Raw genomic sequence first — 23175 nt, 5'->3', positions numbered from 1 at the left:
TATGACGAGTATTTTTATTGCTGTTGCGGTATTAAGTCTACTGGCATTAGTGTTTGGGGTGATATTAGGCTTTGCGTCTAAAAAGTTTAAAGTCGAAGGTAACCCTGTCATCGACCAAGTTGAAGCCTTATTACCACAAACCCAATGTGGCCAGTGTGGTTACCCAGGATGTAGACCTTACGCCGAAGCCATTGCCAATGGTGATCATATTAATAAGTGCCCACCTGGCGGCACAGCCACCATGGAAAAAATAGCTGAACTAATGGGCGTTGAACAAGAACCATTAAACGCTGAAGCTCAATCTACTGTAAAAAAAGTGGCTTACATTCGCGAAGATGAATGTATTGGTTGCACTAAGTGTATTCAAGCCTGCCCTGTCGACGCTATTTTAGGTGCTGGTAAGCTAATGCATACTGTAATAGCCAAAGATTGCACAGGCTGTGACTTGTGTGTGGAACCTTGTCCTGTTGACTGTATTGATATGATCCCTGTAGAAACGACGCTGCAAAACTGGGATTGGAAACTCAACAGCATTCCAGTCAAAGTGATCCATTCAGAGCAAGAGGAGACAGCGTGCTAACGTTATTAGAACAACTCGATAAAGGCGTTTTGTGGCAATCTCCAGGCGGGATCCACCCTCCTCAATTAAAGACATTATCGAATCAAACAACCATTGCACGTTTACCACTTGCACGTCGCTTTGTGGTGCCTGTGCCTTTAGTTGGTGAGCAAGCGGTGTTAACCGTTACAGTAGGCGAGCAAGTGCTCAAAGGTCAAATGCTGACAGAAGGCACTGGATTTACTTATTTACCAGTGCATGCGCCCACCTCAGGCAAAGTCGTGGCGATTGAACAACACGCGACGAATCATCCTTCTTCATTACCAACATTGAGTTGTGTTATTGAGGCTGATGGGCAAGACACCTGGTGCGAGTTGATACCGCACTCACTCGAACAATTATCCAAAAACCAAATATTAGACAAAATAAGAAACGCAGGCATTGCTGGGATGGGAGGAGCGGCTTTTCCAAGCCACGTAAAACTAAACCCCGCAAGTGAAATCGATTTAGTGATTATTAATGGTGTTGAATGCGAGCCCTACATCAGTTCTGACGATCGTTTAATGCGCGATTACAGTGATGAAATCTTAAAGGGTATTGGAGTCATACACCACTTACTGAATCCACAGCGGATCATCATCGCCATCGAAGACAATAAGCCTGAAGCCGCAAAGGCCATGCAAGATGCTGTGCAGCGCTGTACATTACCAACCGGTGTAGTTCGAGTTACAGTCATCCCTACCAAATACCCATCAGGTGGTGAAAAACAGCTTATTCAAATCATTACCGGCAAAGAAGTACCCAGTGGTCATATTCCTGCACAACTGGGCATAGTGGTGCACAATGTTGGCACGGCCTACGCGATTCAAGATGCCATTTATCAAGGTAAACCCTTGATTGAGAGAGTGGTGACGTTAACTGGAGAACAAATTGGCCAACCGGGCAACTACTGGTTGCCTATCGGTACAACCATCAATGACGCCCTACAAGCAGTAAGCTTTAGTCCATCTGCTGCGCAAAAGGTTATCGTAGGCGGCCCTATGATGGGTTACGCTCTAGCGGGTTTAGATGTGCCAATATTAAAAGGGACTAACTGTTTATTAGCACCAAGTCATCATGAAATGGCCCCTGATGTTGATGAAAAAGCCTGTATCCGTTGTGGTGAATGTGCCGTCGCCTGCCCTGCATTATTACTGCCACAACAGTTATTTTGGCATGCAAAAGCTGAAGAATATGACAAAGCAGCCGGCTTTAATTTAAAAGATTGCATTGAATGTGGTTGTTGCAGCTATGTTTGCCCCAGCGATATTCCTCTGGTTGAATACTATCGTGTGGCAAAGTCGGCATTAAAAATAGAAGCCGAAGAAAAACGCCAAGCTGAACAAGCTAAAATTCGTTTCGAAGCACGTTTGCAGCGTTTAGAAGATGAAAAAAATGCCCGTGAGGCTAAGGCCAAAGAAGCCGCAGCTAAACGTCAAGCCAGCATGAAGTCAACTGATAAAGATGCCGTAGCAGCGGCCATGGCGCGTATTGCAGCTAAAAAAGCCCAAGCGGCATCAAGTACTGTTTCACCTGAAGTACCACAAGTTGCAGCCGATCCGAAAAAGGCCGCGGTTAACGCTGCCATCGAACGCGCTAAGGCCAAAAAAGCGGCTCAAGCAAATACCGTCAGGAGCGAGAATGAGCTCGACACGGGTACTGCTGAGGTGAATGTTGACGACAAGCAAGCTAAAATTGCCGCCGCGGTTGCGCGAGCAAAAGCCAAGAAAGCCGCACAAGCGAATGCTGAGTCAACGACTCAAAAAGCCAACCCGACTGAGACTACAGCCGCAGAAACTGTACTGACAACAGACGCTATTGACGACAAACAAGCCCGTGTTGCAGCCGCAGTAGCCAAAGCTAAAGCAAAAAAACGGGCTCAAGCCAATCAAACTAATGACACGACAGCTAAAACAGAGCCGTCAACCGAAGCCATTGACGACAAGCAAGCCCGTGTTGCAGCCGCAGTAGCTAAAGCAAAAGCTAAAAAACGGGCTCAAGCCAATCAAACTGATGACACGACAGCTAAAACAGAGCCGTCAACCGAAGCCATTGACGACAAACAAGCCCGTGTTGCTGCCGCAGTAGCTAAAGCAAAAGCTAAAAAACGGGCTCAAGCCAATCAAACTGATGACACGACAGCTAAAACAGAGCCGTCAGCCGAAGTCGTTGACGACCAGTCTACCGGCGACATAGCGCCAAATGCTGCATTAGCAAATGCGACTGAATCAGCAGATTTATCCCCAGAGCAAATGAAAAAAGCTAAAGTCGCTGCGGCGGTAGCTAAAGCAAAAGCGAAACAGCTCGCTAAACGTGCTGAGCAAGAGGAACAATAATCATGGCATTTAAAATTGCCTCATCACCCCATGTGAGCACCAGTTTACACACCAATACTGTGATGAAACGGGTCGCTTTGTGTCTTATTCCGGGTATTGCTGTTCAAAGTTATTACTTTGGCTTTGGCACACTGGTGCAAATTTTATTAGCCGTCAGTGTTGCATATTTAGCTGAAGCGGCGGTAATGAAACTGCGCAATAAGAACATCAAAGCGACCTTAAGTGATAACAGTGCGTTAGTTACCGCTTGTTTATTGGCCGTTGCCATTCCGCCGTTAGCCCCTTGGTGGTTAATTGTCATAGGTACGTTATTTGCTATCGTCATCGTTAAGCAACTTTATGGTGGTCTAGGTAATAATGTATTTAACCCGGCAATGGCTGCATATGTATTACTGCTTATTTCATTTCCGGTTCAAATGACCTCATGGGTTGCCCCGCAAACCATTGCGATGAATCACGCCTCTTTGCTTACCAGTGTGCAAACTATTTTTGAAATCAATCAATCCTTTGCTGCTGAGTATTTTCGTTTAGGCATTGACGGTATTGCTATGGCAACCCCGCTTGATACACTGAAAACAGATTTATCAATGGGTTTAACCACCACTGAAAGCCTAGCAAAACCCATTTTCTCCGGCATGGCCGCTGAAGGCTGGTTTTGGGTCAACTTAGCCTATCTTATCGGTGGATTAGTCATGCTTAAGCTTAAGGTGATCCGCTGGCATATCAGTGTTGCAATCATTGCGAGTTTATTCTTGTGCGCCAGTTTTAGTTTTTTAGTCAGCCCTGATACTTTTGTCAGCCCGTTAATGCATTTGTTTAGCGGTGGCACCATGTTAGCGGCATTTTTTATTGCCACCGATCCGGTTACTGCTGCAACTAGCCCTAAAGGCAGATTAATATTTGGCGCCATCATCGGCGTGCTGATTTATTTAATTCGCACCTTTGGTGGTTATCCTGATGCGGTGGCCTTTGCGGTATTACTTGCCAACATGTGCGCACCCTTTATTGATTATTATGTGCGTCCACGCAGTTACGGTCATCGTACAGGAAATTAACTATGTCTATTACTGATAACCCGATGCTTAAAAATGGCTTATTACTCGGCTTGTTTGCTTTATGCTGTACCGGTTTAGTGGCATTAGTTAATGCCCTCACCTATGACACCATTGCCATGCAACAACAAAAACAGTTAACTGACACGCTTACCCAAGTGATCCCTAATGAATTGCATGATAATGCCCTATTTGAACAGTGTATTTTAGTACACTCGCCTGAGTTATTAGGCAGCAAAAATGCATTACCAGCCTACCTAGCATATAAAAACCAGCAACCCGTTGCCATAGCGATTGAAGCCATTGCGCCTGATGGCTATAACGGCGAAATCAAGCTCATTATTGGTGTTGATAATAACAGCCAGGTTTTAGGGGTGCGAACCCTGTCTCACCAAGAAACCCCTGGTCTCGGTGACAAGATCGATCTACGTAAATCTGATTGGGTAACACAATTTAGTGGTCTAATTTTTAAAGACAATACCCACTTATGGAAAGTGAAGAAAGACGGCGGACAGTTTGATCAATTTACCGGGGCAACCATTACGCCACGGGCTTATGTTAACGCCGTCAGTAAGGCGCTTACTTTTGTTGAAGAAAACCGCCAAGCCCTGTATCAGAGTCATGTGAAATGCGAGGATAATCATGAGTAATTATCGCGATATTGCCAGCCAAGGCTTATGGAAAAACAATCCCGGCTTAGTACAGTTACTTGGCTTATGTCCTCTATTAGCAGTAACAGCCACCATTACCAATGCTCTGGGTCTTGGGGTTGCAACCTTATTGGTTTTAGTCGGTTCAAACATTTTAGTCTCACTTGTGCGTGATTATGTTCCAAAAGAAATCCGCATTCCTGTATTTGTGATGATCATTGCCGCACTCGTAACCTGCGTACAATTATTAATTAACGCCTATGCCTATAATTTATATCTTTCTTTAGGGATCTTCTTACCGCTGATTGTCACTAACTGTGTGATTATCGGCCGTGCTGAAGCCTTTGCATCACGTAATTCATTAGCACACTCAGCCTTTGATGGGTTAATGATGGGCCTAGGATTTACAGCAGTATTAGTCGTATTAGGTGCGACACGTGAACTATTAGGCCAAGGCACATTATTTGATGGCGCCGATTTATTATTAGGTGAATGGGCAAGCGGACTGACGATTCATGTTTGGCAGGTCGATACCCCATTTTTGTTAGCCATGTTACCACCAGGCGCATTTATTGGCATGGGGTTATTAATCGCCTTAAAGAATGTCATCGACAGTAATTTAAAAGCCAGACAACCCAAAGCAGAATCTGTCGCAGTAACACGCGCACGGATCACTAAGGTAAGTTAATACAAATATTATGAATAAAGAAAAACGCATTCAGATCTTAACGCGATTACGAGATAACAATCCAAAGCCTGAAACTGAGTTGAATTTTTCCAGTCCATTTGAATTGTTAGTGGCCGTGACCCTATCCGCACAAGCCACGGATGTCAGCGTAAACAAAGCCACCGACAAATTATTCCCAGTGGCTAACACAGCTCAAGCCATTTATGACTTGGGTGTTGACGGCTTAAAGCAATATATCAAAACCATTGGTTTGTATAACAATAAAGCGATCAACGTCATAAACGCCTGTAAAATGTTAATTGATTTACACGGTGGTGAAGTCCCTGAAAACCGTGAAGCGTTAGAAGCACTACCGGGTGTGGGACGTAAAACCGCTAATGTTGTGCTCAACACCGCCTTTGGCTGGCCCACTATTGCGGTTGATACCCATATTTTTCGTATGGCAAACCGAACGAAATTTGCTCCAGGTAAAAATGTAGACCAAGTAGAACAAAAAATGCTAAAAGTCGTGCCTGCGGAATTTAAAGTAGATGTACATCATTGGTTTATCTTGCATGGTCGTTACACTTGCTTGGCGCGTAAACCACGTTGCGGCAGCTGCATGATAGAAGATTTATGTGAGTTTAAAGACAAAGTGTATCCAGAGGATTAACTAAAACAATAAAGACCAAAACACGCTAAATGTTTTGGTCTTTATTCAGTAATTTATTGTAGGTTAACTCATCAACTAACATGCAATAAACTAATGTTTTGCTACATAAAATAACATGTAACCATAGTAATGGAGCTTATTGTTGCTTAATACATTGCAACAAAAAATGCGCTAAAACAAATTGCGATTACAACGGTAGTGCCTAAGGCCATTTTTAATTCTGTAGTCATTGTACTGCCTCCATGTGGGTATAAAATGAGAATAACGCCTTTTGCTTATAAACCCAAAAAATATCATCACAAATGTGAGCTAATGCAAAAAAATATGCAACTATTGCTGAGCGAGCCAGCAAGGAATGATTTCAATAGTATATATTCAACCGTATTGTCGCACGAATCTTTTCATAGCCATCTGAGCTTGTTAAGTTCAGATTCATTTTAATAAAAGAGAGTAAAACATGTCGCAATTACTACACACAATGATCCGCGTTGGCGATTTAGATCGCAGCATTGCTTTTTATACAGACATAATGGGTATGAAATTACTACGAAAGTCAGAAAACGCTGAATATAAATATACCCTCGCCTTTGTGGGGTTTGGTGAAGAAACGACTGGCCAAGCAGTTATCGAATTAACCTATAATTGGGGCGTCGACAACTACGACTTAGGCAATGGCTTTGGTCACTTAGCCATTGGCGAAGAGGACATTTATGCCCGTTGTGAAGCCATTACCGCCGCGGGAGGTAAAGTAACACGTGCGCCAGGGCCTGTTGCTGGTGGCACAACAGAAATTGCCTTTGTTGAAGATCCTGATGGCTATAAAATTGAATTGATCCAGAAAAAGTCAGCGACTGCGGCATTGGGTTAATTACGACGTCAACAGAAAACAAAGCCAGCAAAATGCTGGCTTTGTTTTTATTTCTTAGCGCTGAACTGACTCAACCATTTACTCTGGCTTGACCAAACTAAAATGATCATAAGCACGTTGAGTTGCAATCCGGCCTCTTGGGGTGCGTTGAATAAAACCTTGTTGAATTAAAAATGGCTCAAGCACATCTTCAATGGTTTCTCTGTCTTCACCGATGGCAGCAGCTAAATTGTCTAAGCCTACAGGCCCACCCATAAACTTATCAATAATCGCTAATAATAGCTTACGATCTAAATAATCAAAACCTTGCATATCGACATCAAGCAAGTCGAGGGCATACTCCGCCACTTTTTGAGTGACTTTTCCGTCGTGTTTAACTTCTGCGTAATCTCGAACACGGCGTAATAAACGATTGGCAATCCGCGGTGTTCCGCGTGAACGAGTGGCGATCTCAATCGCCCCTTGCTCATCAATCTCTAATGCCATCACTTTAGCTGAGCGTGTCACAATCGTAGTAAGATCTTTGACGTTATAGAACTCTAGCCGCAGAGGAATACCAAAACGTGCCCGCAATGGTGATGTTAACGCGCCTGCTCGAGTGGTGGCACCCACTAAGGTAAATGGGGGTAAATCAAGTTTAATTGAACGTGCAGCTGGACCTTCACCAATCATAATATCGAGCTGATAATCCTCCATTGCCGGATAAAGGATTTCTTCAACGACTGGGCTTAAACGGTGAATTTCATCAATAAATAATACATCACCCTGTTCAAGGTTTGTCAGTAATGCCGCTAAGTCTCCCGCTTTTTCAAGTACAGGACCTGAGGTAGATTTGATATTAACGCCCATCTCATTGGCCACGATCATTGCAAGTGTGGTTTTACCTAAACCTGGTGGGCCAAAAATAAGCATGTGATCTAATGCTTCACCACGGTTAATCGCGGCTTGAATAAAGACCTTCAATTGTGCACGAGTATCATCTTGCCCGGTATATTCATCCAACATTTTCGGCCGCATTGCACGGTCGATTAATTCGTCTTGACCTTGAATTTGCGGTTGGATCAAGCGATCAGCTTCAATCATTATTACATACCTTAATCATGATGTTCATCGTGTTATAGCATTGACTTTAACGCAGCTTTAATCAGGGTTTCTGAACTCATTCCTTCAGCAAATGCTGCTGATACCGCCTTACTCGCCTGTGTCGGTTTATAACCTAATGACAGCAATGCTGAAATAGCATCTTCTTCTGCACTATCAACAACAGCAGCAGGTTTATAATTACTTTGCAGGACGAATTCACGCTCTGAACCAACGGATGCTTCAAGTAGGCTTTTAAGTTTATCTCGCATTTCAATCACTAAACGCTCAGCCGTTTTCTTGCCCACGCCAGGTAATTTCACCAACGTGACAATATCATCACGTTCAACACAAGACACAAATTCACTGGCCGTCATGCCAGATAAAATCGTTAACGCCAGTTTAGGGCCAACGCCATTGGTTTTAATTAATAATCTAAATAAAGCGCGTTCTTGCTTGGTGATAAAGCCGTATAACAGTTGCGCGTCTTCACGAACCACAAAATGGGTGAACAAACTAGCGTGTTGATTGAGTTCAGGTAACTCATAAAAACTGGTCATAGGCACTTGTAACTCATAGCCAACACCGTTTACATCAAGCACAATTTCAGGCGCTTGTTTTTCCACTAATATACCACTAAGACGACCAATCATTTGTATCTTCCGTATGTTCTGCTGTTGGCTTTGCCACCCATAGCAATAAGGCTCTGATAAGTATGAAAATGACAAACTGCCACGCCGAGTGCATCTGCCGCATCAGCTTGCGGAGCCGCAGGCAATTTTAGCAGTTGTTTGATCATATGCTGTACTTGCGTTTTTTGTGCTCTGCCAGTGCCAACCACTGCACTTTTAATCTGGGTTGCACTGTATTCAGCTACCGGCAAATTCGCACAGGTTGCCGCCACAATAGCAGCACCACGGGCTTGGCCTAGTTTAAGCGCAGAGTCAGCATTTTTTGCCATAAACACCCGCTCGATGGCAAATTCATTGGGTTGATACTGTGTAATAATTTCAGTTAATCCTGCATAAATTTGCTGCAAACGCTGGGGTAAATCATCGGAAGAGGTACGAATACAGCCACTGCCTAAGTAAATTTGCTGTCTACCCTGGCATTGGATCACACCATAACCGGTAATACGTGAGCCGGGATCGACCCCTAATATGATCATAGATTATCTAATGCTTCCATGACGTCATCGGAGATGTCAGCGTTATGATATACCTCTTGTACATCATCGTGATCTTCTAAATTGTCAATTAACCGTAGGAATTTTTCTGCAGTATCTGCATCTAATTCAGCTTTGGTTGAAGCCACCATCGTTACCTCTGCGTTAACTGACTCTAGTGCACCGCTGTCGAGTGCATCTTTGACTTGGCCAAAAGCATCTGGGCTGGTAAACACATCCATTGAACCGTCTTCATGGGTAACCACGTCATCGGCACCGGCCTCTAGGGCTAACTCCATTAAGGTGTCTTCGTCGGTGTCACTGTCGTATGAAATCACCCCAGATTTGGTAAAGAGATACGCCACAGATCCGTCGGTGCCTAAATTACCACCCGATTTATTAAACGCATTACGTACACCAGACACTGTGCGATTACGGTTATCGGTCATGGTTTCGACCATAACTGCGGTGCCACCTGGCCCGTAACCTTCATATATAATGGTTTCAAGTTGCTGACCATCAAGCTCACCTGCACCACGCTTAATCGCACGTTCAACGGTGTCACGTGTCATGTTGTTTGATAGGGCTTTATCTATTGCTGCGCGAAGACGAGGATTGGAATCAGGATCGGATCCGCCTTCTCTTGCGGCGACGGTAAGTTCACGAATGAATTTGGTAAACAATTTACCGCGCTTGGCATCTTGCGCTGCTTTACGGTGTTTAATATTGGCCCATTTGCTGTGTCCTGCCACATTAAGCTCCTTTTAATCCAAGTAGAAAATATTATACCATTGTGCATTAATCAAAAACGGCTAAACATTCTGAGTGGCCACTTATGAATGCGGCAATGGTATTTACTTGTAAAAAACAGACCGAGGCAGCAGCCTCGGTATGTGTTGCTCATTGAGAGCGAGTTATGCTGAACGGTTGCAATTATTCTTCAGTTTTTGGCTTTTCAATAACCGCAATACCGAGCTCAGTTAATTGAACTGGGTTAGCAAAGCCTGGCGCATTCGTTAATGGACACGCTGCAGTCGTTGTTTTAGGAAATGCCATCACATCACGAATTGACGTTGCACCCGTCATTAACATGATAATACGGTCTAAACCAAACGCTAAGCCAGCATGCGGTGGTGTACCATAACGTAATGCTTCAAGTAAGAAACCAAACTTCTCTTTCGCTTCTTCTGCTTCAATACCTAAAATATTAAATACCGTGCTTTGCATTTCGGCATTATGAATACGAACAGAACCACCACCCAATTCGCAACCGTTCAGTACCATGTCATACGCATCAGAGATTGCGGCGCCTGGATCGGCGGCTAATTCTGCAGGACTAATACCACGTGGCGCAGTAAATGGATGGTGAACAGCATGGAAACCGCCATTGATTTTCTCAAACATTGGGAAGTCAACAACCCACATTGGGCGCCATTCACCTTCTAATAAATCAAAATCCTCGCCGGCTTTTAAGCGCAATGCACCCATGGCTTCTGCAACCACGTTTGCTTTATCTGCACCAAATAAAATGATGTCACCAGTTTGTGCACCTGTGCGGCTAATAATGTTGTTAGCAATGTCTTCAGATAAAAACTTAAGTACAGGAGATTGAATACCTTCGATACCCGCATCTAAATCGTTAATCTTCATCCACGCTAAACCTTTAGCACCATAAATGCCGGCATATTTGGTGTAGTCGTCAATTTGCTTACGAGACAATGATGCGCCCGTAGGAATACGAAGTGCAGTAACACGGCCTTCGACATCATTTGCAGGGCCATTAAATACAGCAAATTCGACGTCTTTAACTAAATCGGCAATATCAACTAATTCAAGTGGATTACGTAAGTCTGGTTTATCAGAACCGTAACGCTTCATGGCTTCAGCGTATGACATACGTGGAAATTCACCTAAATCAACATTGAGTAAATCTTGGAATAAACCACGCATCATTTGCTCGGTTTTCTCCATGACTTGCTCAGCAGTCATGAAGGAAGTTTCGATATCGATTTGGGTAAATTCAGGCTGACGGTCTGCACGTAAATCTTCATCACGGAAGCATTTCACAATTTGATAATAACGATCAAAACCAGACATCATCAGTAACTGTTTAAATAACTGTGGTGACTGGGGTAGCGCAAAGAATTGACCTTTATAAGTACGGCTTGGCACCAAATAGTCACGAGCACCTTCTGGTGTCGCTTTGGTTAAAATTGGCGTTTCAATGTCTAGGAAACCATTGCTGTCTAGGAAACGACGCACCGCACTGGTCACTTTAGCACGGAAAATTAAGCGCTCAGCCATTTCTGGACGACGCAAATCTAAATAACGATATTTAAGACGTTGCTCTTCGCTATTGTTTTGATAATTATCCATGCTCAGAGGAAGTGGTGCCGCCGCATTGATAATGTTCAGTTGCTTACCAAGGATTTCAATTTCACCGGTTTTCATTTGTGCATTAACTTGGCTGTCAGGGCGTGCTCGGACAACACCGGTGACTTGAACACAAAATTCACTGCGCAATGTGCTCGCAACGTCAAAGACTTCTTTTAAGTCTGGATCATAAACAACCTGTACTAGCCCTTCTCTGTCGCGTAAGTCTAAAAATACAACTCCGCCTAAATCACGACTACGGTTAACCCAACCGACTAAAGTAACTTCTTGACCAAGATGAGACTTATTAATGTCTCCACAATAATGACTGCGCATTGAACTCTATCCTTTATCCACAAAGCGGTATTTTTGGAAATTGAAAACGATAAAAACGGCATTATATACCGTGACTCGCACTTATGCATTGCAGTATCAGTCAGTTTGCATCAATTAACCATAGTTGTGGCTGATAAACATGGTTGATTGACGGAAAAATCTACAAGCATTAATTCATTTTATATTGATGACCGCCAATCTTCTTAGCTTGATACATTAATTGGTCGGCCATTTTCAGTAATGTTGCCGGCGTATCAGCATCATCAATAAATGTGGCAATACCGATACTGGCAGAAATATTCACTTGGTGACCATCAATCATCGTAATTCTCTTCAATGCCAGTAGAATATTATCTGCGACTTGACGTGTATTTTCTTTGCTGTCGATATGCTGAAGTAATAATACAAACTCATCTCCGCCAAATCGAGCAACGGTGTCTGATTCCCGGACACATTTAGACAGCATCAACCCTATTTTGTGCAATAATTTATCACCAATATGATGACCGTACATATCATTAACAGCTTTAAAGCCATCAAGATCAATAAACAAAACGGCAAAACGAGACTTTTCTCGTTGATGGGTCACTACGGCTTGGCTTAATCTGTCGTCAAGTAAACTGCGATTAGGTAAGCCCGTCACATTGTCATGACTTGCCATAAACTTGAGGTTTTCTTCGGCTTTTATTCGTTTTTGCATTTCGACATTCAAGCGACGATTAGACATAAATATCATCAATGCGATCAGTGACAGCGCAAGTAAGCCCACAATCAATATTTGCAGCCAACGTTGATAGCGTGAAGTATCAGTGTTAACGTCTAATGATACCCACTTTTGGTACATATTTTGTTGCTCTGTTTCATCAATTGTGGCTAACACCCTATCAATTAAAGACACTAATGGTTTCACCCCAGGAAACAGGCCTATACGGCTATGTTGCTCGGTTAACTCAGCCACGAGGGACATTTTTAAGCTCGGGTATTGCCCACCCTTAAGTGTTGTGGCTAATGTAGCAACTTGGTCAACAAACATATCTGCCCGGCCATTAATCACAGCGTTGATACCTTGTTCTGTATCAGCAACGATCACGAGTTCAATTCCGGGGTATTGCTGCCTTAATTGATCAATAATGTGGTAACCATCTACCACCGCGAGTCGCTTACCGACGACTTGCGAGATATTAAAGATCGGAGGTTGGGTTAACGAGGTAACAATTGCCCAAGGAGACGGCCAATAAGCCGCCGAAAAAGCCAAGGAATGTTCACGTTCGTTGGTTTGCGCCATACTGGCAACCAAGTGAATTTCTCCTTTAATGAGATCATTGACCATCTTACCAAAATCATCATAAGCCACAGGAATAATCGTCAAATTAAGCTGCTTAACGAGCAGATTTTTAATATCAGCATTCACGCCTAAAAACTGGCCATTTTTACCTTGAAACTCCATCGGAGCCCAATGTTTTAAGTAGCCCATCTTAATGGCACCTAAGCTACTGATATATTGCTTTTGTTGGTTAGTTAATTTTATTTTACTGCCGCTTCCTGTGAAGAAGCGATCATCAGGGTTAATCAACCACTTACGTTCAATTTGAATTTGCTCTTCCACCGAAATCAAGTTAAATCCAGCTTGAATACGATCAGCGAGGCCACTGTCGTCGATGCGCGTTAACGCATACATGTCAGTCGTAAACTCAATATCGGAATATTGGCGAAATTCTGACCAGAGTTTATTGGCCAATAGATAATGCGATGTCATCGCGGCTGAAGAGATAAAACCACTAATTTCATCATTATGAGCCGCTTTTACCATCTCGTCTAATGTGTGGTAAAAACGCAATTGTGCTCGGGGAAACGCAGATTTAACTTGAGTAATATAAGGTGCGGTAGGAAACAATCCAATCCTTATTGCACTGTTTTCAATGTCTTTAATATTGTGTTTTGTACTAAAGAAGCGGCTTTTAACTGATATGATATGCCAAGCCTGTTTTAACCCGCTTCGCATATCTTGGCTTTCAGGATAGCCAATATGTACATCTGCTACCCCCCGCTTGACATCATCAATCGTGCTATTCATATCACCGGTGGCAAAGTCGATATTAATGCCTGTTTTTTTCGACCACAATTTCCATAAATCAACCAGCATACCCGTTGGTAAACCATCAACACCGAGATCAGCAAATGGCTCAACCCCAGTTTGCATGGCAATAATGACTCCAGATGTTTGTTTATGATAACCCAGCCAGCGACGTTCGATATGTTTAATCGTTGTTGGCGAAATTAATCCAAACCCATGGTTAATTTGATCAACCAAGCCTTGATTGCCTTTTACTACCGCGGGAACTAGCTGGACTTTTTTGATAAGAATGCGTGAAGAACTGTAAAAGTTAGCGGCAATATCTTGCTCTAAAGCAAGGTTACGTTGATAGCCTTCAATGCCTGCAAATACCAGTAACTCGTCCTTCGCTGCGGCTTGCAATAATTGTTCTCTGTTTTTGAACCGTTTAAAACTTAATCGTGGCTCTATGGCTCGCAACATTGCTTCATGTGAAGAACCATCGACAATGCCTATCTGGTACGGAATGAGATCAGGGATCTTTTTTTTGCTATTGAGTGATTTGTGTAAATAAAGATAAGTATTAAGTGACGTAAATGGCGTAGCGAAATCAAACTTTTTAGCTCGAGCGTCGGTTACCGTCATACCAATATGAATATCAGCATTTTGTTGTTCAAGTTGATCTAATGATTGTTGCCAATGACGCGTTACAAAACGAATTTTAATACCGCTGACGGTTGACCACTCACGCCACAAATCCACTAAGATACCAGCAGGGTTACCTTTTTCATCTAAATATTCAAAAGGATATGTATCTTCACCCATAACAATAATTAATGGTGATGGCTGCTCAGAGGCAATATCGTCGTTATGAAAGCCGTATGCGGGCAACACGAGCATCAATAAAAGCAATGACTGTACCCAAGATATCAATTTCAAGTTTTTTCCCTAATACTTTTATTTTGATGATTACATCACTTTATTGTTATTGCACTTTACACCATTAAAATAATATAAAAACCTACTTAACAGTAACTTACGGCCAACAACGCATTATTTCACAACACAAAAATGTTAGTTATTTATCCGTTTATAGCGATTTATACGTGTACAGCGATGCGATAAATAATATCATTATTTAGACTGAGTGAATGTACATTTTATTCATTTTTAATCATATAGTGGTGCTTTTGTATACAAACATCGCCATTCATCATTCAACTCATCAGTCTCAAATGGCGCTTAAACATCCCGCTAGGATTAATTCTTGTTAATATAACAGCAATAAAACCCATACAGAACCAATTGTATTAACACTATGGCGAACTATTTTAAAAAAAACACACAAATTGCCAGTAGGATACTTGCTGCAATTAACCATGATTAGCTAAAATACATGCTGAATTTTTCCCACATTACAGCTCATGAACTCTCAACAAGATAAGATTTACGCACACGCCACAGATCAAATAACAGATTTCCAATTTGATCAACGTGTTGCGGGCGTATTTAATGACATGATCCGTCGTTCTGTTCCGGGTTACCCGCAAATTATCAATACCCTTGGTGATTTTGCTAACCGCTTTGTTACCGCCAACAGCAATGTATATGACCTTGGCAGTTCATTAGGCTCTGCGACATTAAGTATTCGACGTCAAATTGAAGGGCGCGATTGCCAAATTTTTGCTATTGATAATAGCCAATCAATGATTGACCGCTGCAAAGAGAATTTATCGGCTTATGTAAGCGACACCCAAGTAAACTTATTATGTGCCGATATAAGAGATATCAGCATTGAGAACGCCTCTATGGTTGTACTCAACTTTACTTTACAATTTTTGCCAGTAAACGATCGTGATGCACTAATTAAACGTATTTATGATGGTTTGTTGCCTGGCGGCGTGTTGGTTATTTCTGAAAAACTGTATTTTGAAGACAACCAAATTCAAACTTTATTAGATGAACAGCATTTAGATTTTAAACGAGCCAATGGTTACAGTGAGCTCGAAATCAGCCAAAAGCGCAGTGCACTTGAAAACGTAATGCGTCCAGACAGCCTAGCGATTCACCAACAACGTTTGAATGATAATGGTTTTTCACACTTTTCGGTGTGGTTCCAATGCTTTAATTTTGCATCTATGGTAGCGATTAAATGATAAGTTTTAGTTCTTTTTACAAAGACATTGCCGACTCTAACTTGCAACACTGGTTAGAAACATTGCCCTCTATTTTAGGTCAATGGCAACGAGACCATAAACACGGTAACTTACCGAAGTGGGAAAAAGTCCTCAATAAGTTTACTTACCCACAACCCGACAGCATAGAACTGACCTCAAGCGTCACCATTGGCAGTGGAGACCAATTATCACCTGGTCAAGTAGAGAAACTCACCAATTTACTTGGCGTATTTCAACCTTGGCGTAAAGGTCCATTTTCGGTGCATGGTATTGAAATCGATACCGAATGGCGCAGTGATTGGAAATGGGATAGAGTAAAAGGCCATATTTCTTCATTACAAAACCGCACCGTGTTAGACGTGGGTTGCGGTAGTGGTTATCACATGTGGCGAATGTTAGGCGAAGGCGCTTCTCGCGTTGTAGGAGTTGACCCTTCTCCACTATTTTTATGCCAGTTTGAAGCAATAAAACGATTAGCAGGCAATCAACACCCTATACATTTGTTGCCTTTAGGTATTCAAGAGTTACCTCCTCTAGATGCATTTGATACGGTGTTTTCGATGGGAGTGCTGTACCACCGTCGTTCGCCAATAGATCATTTATTACAATTGCGCGATCAATTACGTATGGGCGGCGAGTTAGTGCTTGAAACCTTAGTGATAGATGGCGACGAAAACGCAGTACTCGTGCCCAAAGACCGCTACGGGAAAATGAACAACGTGTGGTTTATTCCGTCTGTGGCCGCACTGATGTTATGGTTAAAAAAATGTGAGTTTACGGATATTCGGTGTGTTGATATCGATACGACTTCACTTGCAGAGCAACGTAGTACAAACTGGATGAAAAATGAATCACTAGTCGATTATCTCGATCCAAATGATGCAACCTTAACAGTAGAAGGTTATCCCGCACCCAAACGGGCCATCATTATTGCTACCAAGAATCAACCGAATCAAGATTTAGTTTAATTAACACTATTCAACAGGAATTGACATGTTAAAGCAGGTACTTGCTCTATCCGTTGCGACAGCCTTACTCGTAGGCTGTACAACCACCCCAAAACCCACAACACCTCCGCTAACGAATGCTGACTTGAATAGCAGTTTGCTCAATACACAAACAGCAGTAATTGACGCAATTAACAATCAATGCAGTGAACAAAGTGCTGAAATTAGCACATTAACTGCCGAAATGAGAAAGTTAAAAACTCAAGTCAGTACCGCCATAGCTGAAAGGCCGAAAACCATTGTGATGCCGCCACCGCCAATGCCAAAACCATTAGCCGTACCAGAGCAATGTCCTGAAGCGATGATAGGTGAAAAGTTCCTCTTAGGTGAAGTTGAAAGTGTCTTTGTTGACGAAGTCAAAGCCATGTTTGCGACCCGAATTGATACCGGTGCAGAATCTTCATCACTTGACGCACGTAATATCGTGTTATTTGAAAGAGATGGTGTTCAATGGGTACGTTATGACGTGATGACTAACGGTATTGATCAACCAGCGAATACTTTTGAGTCTAAAGTGGTTAAATTTGTACGCATTAAACAAGATGTTGATTCAGATGATGATCGTCGCCCGGTAATCCATGCCCATTTAAAAATAGGTAAGTACTCAGCCGAAACCGATTTAAACCTCGTAGACCGTAGTCACCTAGACTACCCATTGCTACTTGGCCGTAAATTTATGAAAGACATAGCTATTGTGGATGTAGGGCAAATTTATATCCACGGTAAAGCCAAAAAACAAATCACAACCTTAAATAAATAGGATCAGTAATGCATTCTCGTAAACCGTTTTACATTTTTGTAGCACTGCTCTTTATCATCGGCATTAGCACGAGTATTTATCGTGGTATTGAACACAATGTGCCCTTTTTACCAGGCGAACAAGTCCAAAGCTGGGCCGTAGACGCAAAAGTGAGTTTTGTAGGCAGTAACCAACCAGCTGAAGTGAACTTTTCATTACCTAATGACCCTGCATTTGACGTATTGGTCGAAAATGCGACATCACCAGGTTATGGTTTAAGTATTTCTAACGATGTGTCTAATCGCCGTGCGGTTTGGTCAATTCGTGAAGCAACTGGCCCACAAGCCTTATACTACCGCGTCACTTTAGTGCCCACAGGTAAACTAGACATTCAGGCCACTGAACCCCCTCCAGTACCTGAGCCATATTTATGGCCAGCAACAGAGAAATCATCGGCTGATCAAGTGATTGAAGATGTTTGGGGACGTAGCGCTACTAATTTATCGTTTGCGCAACAATTGATGAACCTTATTAACGACACAGAGCAAAGCCAGAATATGGCACTATTACTGTCGGCTAATACGTCAACCAATCTATTTGTGCAGATGTTGCACTCTAAAGGTGTTCCTGCGCGAATCGTCAATGGTTTACAGTTAGAAGATCAGCGTCGCCGCCAACAATTAACCTCGTATGTTCAGGTTTATAACAATGGCGAATGGGTATTATTTGATATACCCAACAACAAAAAAGGTCGCGATAACACCTTAGTGTTATGGGAATACTCAGGCCATTCTGTTTTAGATGTCATGGGCGGAATAAACTCACAAGTTAATTTCTCAATGCTGCAAGATACCCGTTCAGCATTAGCAACCTCAATTGACATGATGATGAATGACGATGCGTTAGACTTCTCGCTTTATCAATTACCGCTTGAAGAGCAAAGTTTGTTTAAAGGTATTTTGCTGATCCCTATCGGGGTTTTAGTGGTAGTCTTTTTACGTGTCATTGTCGGCATTAAAACCTCTGGTACTTTTATGCCAGTGTTAATTGCCTTAGCCTTTATTCAAACCACATTATTGACCGGTTTAATCGGTTTCTTATTGATTGTTGCCTTTGGTTTAATGATCCGATCGTATTTATCCACCCTCAACTTACTGCTCATATCCCGAATATCCGCGGTCATTATTGTGGTGATATTCATTATTGGTTTATTCACACTGATTTCGTTTAAATTAGGCTTAAGTGAAGGCTTAACGGTCACGTTCTTCCCGATGATTATTCTCGCATGGACCATCGAACGTATGTCAATTTTATGGGAGGAAGAAGGCCCTAAAAAAGTATTCGTGTCTGGCGGCGGCAGTTTATTTGTAGCCACTCTAGCCTACTTAGCAATGGACAACGATTTAGTACAACACTGGGTATTTAACTTCTTAGGCATACACCTTGTCATTTTGGCACTTGTTTTAGTGATGGGCCAATACACAGGTTATCGTTTAACAGAGTTAAAGCGTTTTAAACCATTGGTTGGAGAGAAATAATGAAGTACGCCTGGCCTTGGGAATTGAGCCGTAGCGGTGTACTGAATATGAACAGGCGCAATATTAGCTATATTGGTCGTTATAATCAGCGCAAATTTTACAAGCGTGTGGATGATAAATTGATCACTAAGCAACTTGCGCTTGCTAATAACATTGCGGTTCCAGACCTGATTGGTGTTGTCCACGAACAACATAAAATTCAAGAAATCCCTGCCATGGTCAGTGACCGTACTGGCTTTGTTATCAAACCAGCTAAAGGCTCGGGTGGTAAAGGGATTTTAGTTATTACTAAAGTCAATAATGGCTGTTATTACAAGCCTAATGGACATGAAGTTACCCATAACGAAATCTACCGCCATGTGTCAAACATCTTAAGTGGCTTGTTTTCATTAGGTGGTAAACCCGATGTCGCCATTGTTGAAGGCTTAATCGAATTTGACCCAGTATTTGATGGTTTTAGTTATGAAGGTGTTCCCGACATTCGCTTAATTGTGTTTAAAGGGTTTCCAGTCATGGGTATGTTGCGCTTATCAACTGCAGCATCAGACGGTAAAGCTAACTTACATCAAGGCGCGGTGGGGGTAGGTTTAGACATTGCGACGGGTAAAAGTTTACATGCAGTGCAGTTTGACTTGCCTGTCGATAAACACCCAGATACTCACTTTCCATTGTCAAACATGACAGTGCCCCACTGGGAAACGTTATTGCATACAGCATCGAGCGCCTATGAAATGTGTGAGCTAGGTTATCTAGGGACCGACATGGTACTAGATAAAAACAAAGGACCATTGTTACTTGAATTAAATGCCCGTCCTGGGTTAACCATTCAAATCGCCAATGGTAGAGGAATATTACCTCGACTCAAACACGTTGAAGCCATGAAAGGCCCTGCGATGTCAGTTGAAGAACGCGTGGCTTATGCTAAAAAGCATTTCTCTAGTAATCCTAAGTTTTAGTTTGTGCGCCACAGCGAGTGCTGTGGCCAATCCGTTGGCACTGTTTGTTGAACAGTGCCTTCAATATCAACCTAAACTCACTTATTTATCGCAAAACTCGAGCTTAACAGCTGCACAACAGGCTGTTGAATTTGAAAAAAACACGCTTGCATTAAACAACATTAACGATCGGATTCAATACTACCGCCCTTTTGCCACTGAGAGCCTAAGCAAACAAGGCTTATTGTGGTGTCAGTTACACCTCGCAGACGAGCTCAATGCACTCACTCAAGCTGAAGAAACTCAAAAGCTTATAGACGTATTACAACATCAACCCTCTCCGTACAAACAGTTAAGTGGACGGTTATTAACCATCAAACAAAACCAATGGGATGTTGAGCAAAAATCCAAATTGCATAGTGCGCAAGCATCGGTAAATCAAGCATTGTCACAGCGTGAGTTACACATGCAATTTAATCACAAGCAATGTGTACTGCCTCAAAGCACCACACAAATTGATACTGATAATATCGATATTCATATTGCTCAATATCTGATTAAACAAGCCGATGAAAACTGTCGAAAACAAGCTTGGTTTGCTTATCAAACTCGAGCGAAACATAAAATAAAATCAGCCCTTTCCTATATACATCAATTACAGCAACAACGTGCATTGACTCAAGGTTATCAAAATACCGCTGAGGCTGTTTTAGCTTCGCATGGGATCAACCCTAACTTACTTTCGCAGTTTTTAACCGACCAAACTGAACAACTTGATACCGCGCCTTGGAATATCGCACGAGCCCTATCACAAACCGTTAAACCAGAACCAATAGCGGCGGTTTCTGCCCAAGCATATTTATTGCAATTACTCACAAAACTTGCCCCGCTTGGGCTAAGTGTTGAACTGCTCACAGACAACACACAAACAGAAACACCAGTTGATACACAATCAAACGATGACGCGCAGCCTGTCATTAATATCATTCGACTTTGGCACAAACAAAGGCTGCTCGGAGAACTGTATACGTATCCGCTGGCACAAGACACATTATCTCAGGGGATAGATGCGCAGCTGATAAAACAAACGGTTATCGGCCATCAATTTGGGCAATACTCAATCACATACCCGAATACGTTAAATACACAAAAACAACAAATAAAACTAATTGATGCACTTAGCCAAGCCATTGTATCTCTATCACAAGGCAGTCAATATTACTTATTGTCCAATAAAACCCAAAACAGTCAACAACATGCTATTGCCAGCTTATGGTTGAGTCATTATTTACGCTCCACCCAAGCCTTCTCACCTATATCTACCCGTGAGCAATTAGCATTACAATATCAAACGCAAATGCGAGTATTTAGAGCAAAAGTGGCTTTAAGCTTTTATCAATTTACTGGTGAAATTGATGATACAGAATGGTTAAGTCGTAACCCCAGTTTATCTGACGAATTTGCCAACAGCTTTGGTCAACCTTGGCCGCAGGCAACAGATGTAATATATAGTTATCAAGCTATTGCTAATCAAGGAATTAGCTATTATCTTCCATTGTGGCAACAAGCATTAATACAACTGATTACCCAACAAGGTAATGACCGACTGTCAAACCCAGCTATTTTTGATTTGTTAGTGATTAATGAGGCCTATTTACCCATAAACGATCAACTTGAGCAGCTTATTGGCTTGCCAGTTGACCCACATTCACTTATTTGGAGATTTAAACATGCTGGAACGATGCAAGAGTAAAACGCTCTCGTACTTAATTTTATCAGCTAGCTTATTAAGTAGTGTGGCGCTGGCGAAACAGCCGACAGAAGACATGCCTCATCAGTTAACCGCTGAGCAAGTTTACCAGGGGATCAAAACAACATTAGAAACCAACCTGTATTCATTACCCCCCCGGGTTCAAGGGCACTATGCCATCCGTCAATATCGTATGACAGGTGAAAATAAGTATGCTAATGGCTCATTAATTGATTTACTCACCATAGCAGAGCGGCAAGCTTATTATGCATGTAATCTAGACAAGCCTGGTTTTATCAAAAAAGAATCGCAAATTGAAGTGAATAAACTCAAACCAGGAATACGTGGTGATGCACGTAAATTAGCGATTGCTCCCTACCCTGAATTTATGTTGTACAGCGACGTGTTATTACGTTATGCCAGCCGTATTGATGAGTTTGGATTTACCGGGCCATGCCATGATTTATTGATTACTACGCTAAAGAATGCCGATTTAACCCCTGCATTAACTGACAAGCAAATGATCAAAGCGTGGGCAGCACAATTAATTAACTATGTATTCTGGGCTAAACAAATTGGTGTAGGTGATTATTATGACGCCTATAAAGAAGCCTTCATTGCAACTTATCCAAATGACCAAGACGCACAACTGAGCAAAGCCCAATACAAAAATAAAATATATGGTATGACACATTTTATTTTTGCAGCCAGTGAATACTATCAGCATCCTGTTGACCCCAAAGAATATCAATGGATTTTAGATTATTTTGAAAACAACATCGATCGTATTATAACTGACACCACAGAAGATATTATTACAGAAGTTGGCATTGGCTTTTTAATTACAGGCAACCCAGATAATCCGGTTGTTAACAAGGTAAAACAACATGTCATTGCTGCGTACGATCCGAAAGTACAAATGATCCCATCACCTCATGGTGACGCAATTTTATCTTCGGGTGAGCACAGAAACATTTTGGCTATGATGTTATTAGATTGGCCAGAAACCTTACATCAAGGGCCTTATCTTCATAATATTTCAAGCACTAAAAAATATTTACCCAAATTAGTCACGCCAAAGGCAATACTCAATAAGGCAAAAGCCCATTAAAGCAATCGTGTTCTCATAAGCGGTAATTAAGGAGGCAAATGCACTGCATTTGCCTTTTTTATATGCC

General features: G+C 42.2%; 20 protein-coding genes. 14 read left to right on the top strand and 6 right to left on the bottom strand.

Annotated elements, in window-relative coordinates; translation table 11 throughout:
• Position 1 precedes the first annotated feature (1 nt).
• The 7 genes from rsxB to gloA all read left to right on the top strand — a co-directional run bounded on the left by rsxB (position 2) and on the right by gloA (position 6844).
• Entirely contained in the window at positions 2-580 is a 579-nt protein-coding gene (rsxB, locus tag PQR79_RS02645) for an electron transport complex subunit RsxB (RefSeq protein ID WP_238103617.1), read from the top strand.
• The gene (rsxC, locus tag PQR79_RS02640) at positions 574-2934 is read left to right on the top strand and encodes an electron transport complex subunit RsxC (protein ID WP_274408368.1); all 2361 of its coding nucleotides are present in this window, start codon (positions 574-576) and stop codon (positions 2932-2934) included. Before rsxB ends, rsxC begins: the two co-directional genes overlap by 7 nt.
• Before the next feature lie 2 nt (positions 2935-2936).
• Complete coding sequence (rsxD, locus tag PQR79_RS02635) at positions 2937-3989, top strand: electron transport complex subunit RsxD (protein ID WP_238103615.1); 1053 nt, start codon at positions 2937-2939, stop codon at positions 3987-3989.
• Between the two features lie 2 nt (positions 3990-3991).
• The gene (rsxG, locus tag PQR79_RS02630) at positions 3992-4636 is read left to right on the top strand and encodes an electron transport complex subunit RsxG (RefSeq protein ID WP_497007965.1); all 645 of its coding nucleotides are present in this window, start codon (positions 3992-3994) and stop codon (positions 4634-4636) included.
• Positions 4629-5324, top strand: a complete 696-nt coding sequence (locus PQR79_RS02625; RefSeq protein ID WP_238103614.1) for an electron transport complex subunit E — start codon at positions 4629-4631, stop codon at positions 5322-5324. Before rsxG ends, PQR79_RS02625 begins: the two co-directional genes overlap by 8 nt.
• Before the next feature lie 10 nt (positions 5325-5334).
• Entirely contained in the window at positions 5335-5976 is a 642-nt protein-coding gene (gene nth, locus PQR79_RS02620; protein WP_238103613.1) for an endonuclease III, read from the top strand.
• Between the two features lie 457 nt (positions 5977-6433).
• Positions 6434-6844, top strand: coding sequence for a lactoylglutathione lyase (gene gloA / locus PQR79_RS02615; protein ID WP_238103612.1), 411 nt, complete (start codon positions 6434-6436; stop codon positions 6842-6844).
• Between the two features lie 78 nt (positions 6845-6922).
• Here the strand turns inward: gloA and ruvB are convergent, their stop codons facing one another.
• From ruvB to PQR79_RS02585, 6 genes are all read right to left on the bottom strand, one after another.
• A complete protein-coding gene (gene ruvB / locus PQR79_RS02610; protein WP_238103611.1) occupies positions 6923-7927 on the bottom strand; it encodes a Holliday junction branch migration DNA helicase RuvB in 1005 nt (334 codons plus the stop codon).
• A 32-nt stretch (positions 7928-7959) separates the two neighbouring features.
• Positions 7960-8577 carry a Holliday junction branch migration protein RuvA gene (gene ruvA, locus PQR79_RS02605; RefSeq protein WP_238103610.1) on the bottom strand — a complete coding sequence of 206 codons (618 nt, stop codon included), beginning with the start codon at positions 8575-8577 and terminating at the stop codon, positions 7960-7962.
• Complete coding sequence (gene ruvC / locus PQR79_RS02600) at positions 8574-9092, bottom strand: crossover junction endodeoxyribonuclease RuvC (RefSeq protein ID WP_238103609.1); 519 nt, start codon at positions 9090-9092, stop codon at positions 8574-8576. Before ruvC ends, ruvA begins: the two co-directional genes overlap by 4 nt.
• On the bottom strand, positions 9089-9841 hold the full coding sequence (locus PQR79_RS02595) for a YebC/PmpR family DNA-binding transcriptional regulator (RefSeq protein WP_238103608.1): 753 nt from the start codon (positions 9839-9841) through the stop codon (positions 9089-9091). Before PQR79_RS02595 ends, ruvC begins: the two co-directional genes overlap by 4 nt.
• A gap of 181 nt (positions 9842-10022) precedes the next feature.
• Positions 10023-11798 (bottom strand): aspartate--tRNA ligase, encoded by a 1776-nt coding sequence (gene aspS, locus PQR79_RS02590; RefSeq protein ID WP_238103607.1) that lies wholly within the window; start codon positions 11796-11798, stop codon positions 10023-10025.
• 169 nt (positions 11799-11967) lie between these two features.
• Entirely contained in the window at positions 11968-14751 is a 2784-nt protein-coding gene (locus PQR79_RS02585) for a transporter substrate-binding domain-containing protein (RefSeq protein ID WP_238104174.1), read from the bottom strand.
• 524 nt (positions 14752-15275) lie between these two features.
• Here PQR79_RS02585 and cmoA point away from each other — a divergent pair.
• Genes cmoA through PQR79_RS02550 form a run of 7 tightly spaced genes read left to right on the top strand, consistent with a single transcriptional unit; the run spans position 15276 to position 23108 of the window.
• The gene (gene cmoA / locus PQR79_RS02580; RefSeq protein WP_238103605.1) at positions 15276-16007 is read left to right on the top strand and encodes a carboxy-S-adenosyl-L-methionine synthase CmoA; all 732 of its coding nucleotides are present in this window, start codon (positions 15276-15278) and stop codon (positions 16005-16007) included.
• Positions 16004-16996, top strand: a complete 993-nt coding sequence (gene cmoB, locus PQR79_RS02575) for a tRNA 5-methoxyuridine(34)/uridine 5-oxyacetic acid(34) synthase CmoB (protein ID WP_238103604.1) — start codon at positions 16004-16006, stop codon at positions 16994-16996. The genes cmoA and cmoB overlap by 4 nt, the downstream gene beginning before the upstream one ends.
• 25 nt (positions 16997-17021) lie before the next feature.
• A complete protein-coding gene (locus PQR79_RS02570; RefSeq protein ID WP_238103601.1) occupies positions 17022-17795 on the top strand; it encodes an ATP-dependent zinc protease family protein in 774 nt (257 codons plus the stop codon).
• Positions 17796-17803: 8 nt separating this feature from the next.
• The gene (locus PQR79_RS02565; RefSeq protein WP_238103600.1) at positions 17804-19312 is read left to right on the top strand and encodes a UUP1 family membrane protein; all 1509 of its coding nucleotides are present in this window, start codon (positions 17804-17806) and stop codon (positions 19310-19312) included.
• Positions 19312-20268 carry an alpha-L-glutamate ligase-like protein gene (locus PQR79_RS02560; RefSeq protein WP_238103599.1) on the top strand — a complete coding sequence of 319 codons (957 nt, stop codon included), beginning with the start codon at positions 19312-19314 and terminating at the stop codon, positions 20266-20268. Before PQR79_RS02565 ends, PQR79_RS02560 begins: the two co-directional genes overlap by 1 nt.
• Positions 20231-22000 carry a hypothetical protein gene (locus PQR79_RS02555; protein WP_274408367.1) on the top strand — a complete coding sequence of 590 codons (1770 nt, stop codon included), beginning with the start codon at positions 20231-20233 and terminating at the stop codon, positions 21998-22000. The genes PQR79_RS02560 and PQR79_RS02555 overlap by 38 nt, the downstream gene beginning before the upstream one ends.
• Positions 21978-23108, top strand: coding sequence for a DUF3541 domain-containing protein (locus tag PQR79_RS02550; protein WP_238103597.1), 1131 nt, complete (start codon positions 21978-21980; stop codon positions 23106-23108). The genes PQR79_RS02555 and PQR79_RS02550 overlap by 23 nt, the downstream gene beginning before the upstream one ends.
• Positions 23109-23175 lie beyond the last annotated feature (67 nt).

It is taken from the genome of Shewanella metallivivens, from assembly GCF_028750675.1.
GTDB classification, from domain to species: Bacteria; Pseudomonadota; Gammaproteobacteria; order Enterobacterales; family Shewanellaceae; genus Shewanella; species Shewanella metallivivens.
This window is presented reverse-complemented; position numbering and strand designations above follow the sequence as displayed.

Bases quoted from the DNA above. Each gene is read 5' to 3' on its own strand.
- cmoB (WP_238103604.1), top strand. From the start codon at position 16,004: ATGATAAGTTTTAGTTCTTTTTACAAAGACATTGCCGACTCTAACTTG.
- rsxG (WP_497007965.1), top strand. From the start codon at position 3,992: ATGTCTATTACTGATAACCCGATGCTTAAAAATGGCTTATTACTCGGC.
- ruvA (WP_238103610.1), bottom strand. From the start codon at position 8,577: ATGATTGGTCGTCTTAGTGGTATATTAGTGGAAAAACAAGCGCCTGAA.
- cmoA (WP_238103605.1), top strand. From the start codon at position 15,276: ATGAACTCTCAACAAGATAAGATTTACGCACACGCCACAGATCAAATA.
- aspS (WP_238103607.1), bottom strand. From the start codon at position 11,798: ATGCGCAGTCATTATTGTGGAGACATTAATAAGTCTCATCTTGGTCAA.
- PQR79_RS02585 (WP_238104174.1), bottom strand. From the start codon at position 14,751: ATGCTCGTGTTGCCCGCATACGGCTTTCATAACGACGATATTGCCTCT.
- PQR79_RS02555 (WP_274408367.1), top strand. From the start codon at position 20,231: ATGCTAAAAAGCATTTCTCTAGTAATCCTAAGTTTTAGTTTGTGCGCC.
- PQR79_RS02570 (WP_238103601.1), top strand. From the start codon at position 17,022: ATGTTAAAGCAGGTACTTGCTCTATCCGTTGCGACAGCCTTACTCGTA.
- rsxB (WP_238103617.1), top strand. From the start codon at position 2: ATGACGAGTATTTTTATTGCTGTTGCGGTATTAAGTCTACTGGCATTA.
- PQR79_RS02560 (WP_238103599.1), top strand. From the start codon at position 19,312: ATGAAGTACGCCTGGCCTTGGGAATTGAGCCGTAGCGGTGTACTGAAT.
- rsxD (WP_238103615.1), top strand. From the start codon at position 2,937: ATGGCATTTAAAATTGCCTCATCACCCCATGTGAGCACCAGTTTACAC.
- nth (WP_238103613.1), top strand. From the start codon at position 5,335: ATGAATAAAGAAAAACGCATTCAGATCTTAACGCGATTACGAGATAAC.
- gloA (WP_238103612.1), top strand. From the start codon at position 6,434: ATGTCGCAATTACTACACACAATGATCCGCGTTGGCGATTTAGATCGC.
- PQR79_RS02625 (WP_238103614.1), top strand. From the start codon at position 4,629: ATGAGTAATTATCGCGATATTGCCAGCCAAGGCTTATGGAAAAACAAT.
- ruvC (WP_238103609.1), bottom strand. From the start codon at position 9,092: ATGATCATATTAGGGGTCGATCCCGGCTCACGTATTACCGGTTATGGT.
- PQR79_RS02565 (WP_238103600.1), top strand. From the start codon at position 17,804: ATGCATTCTCGTAAACCGTTTTACATTTTTGTAGCACTGCTCTTTATC.
- PQR79_RS02550 (WP_238103597.1), top strand. From the start codon at position 21,978: ATGCTGGAACGATGCAAGAGTAAAACGCTCTCGTACTTAATTTTATCA.
- ruvB (WP_238103611.1), bottom strand. From the start codon at position 7,927: ATGATTGAAGCTGATCGCTTGATCCAACCGCAAATTCAAGGTCAAGAC.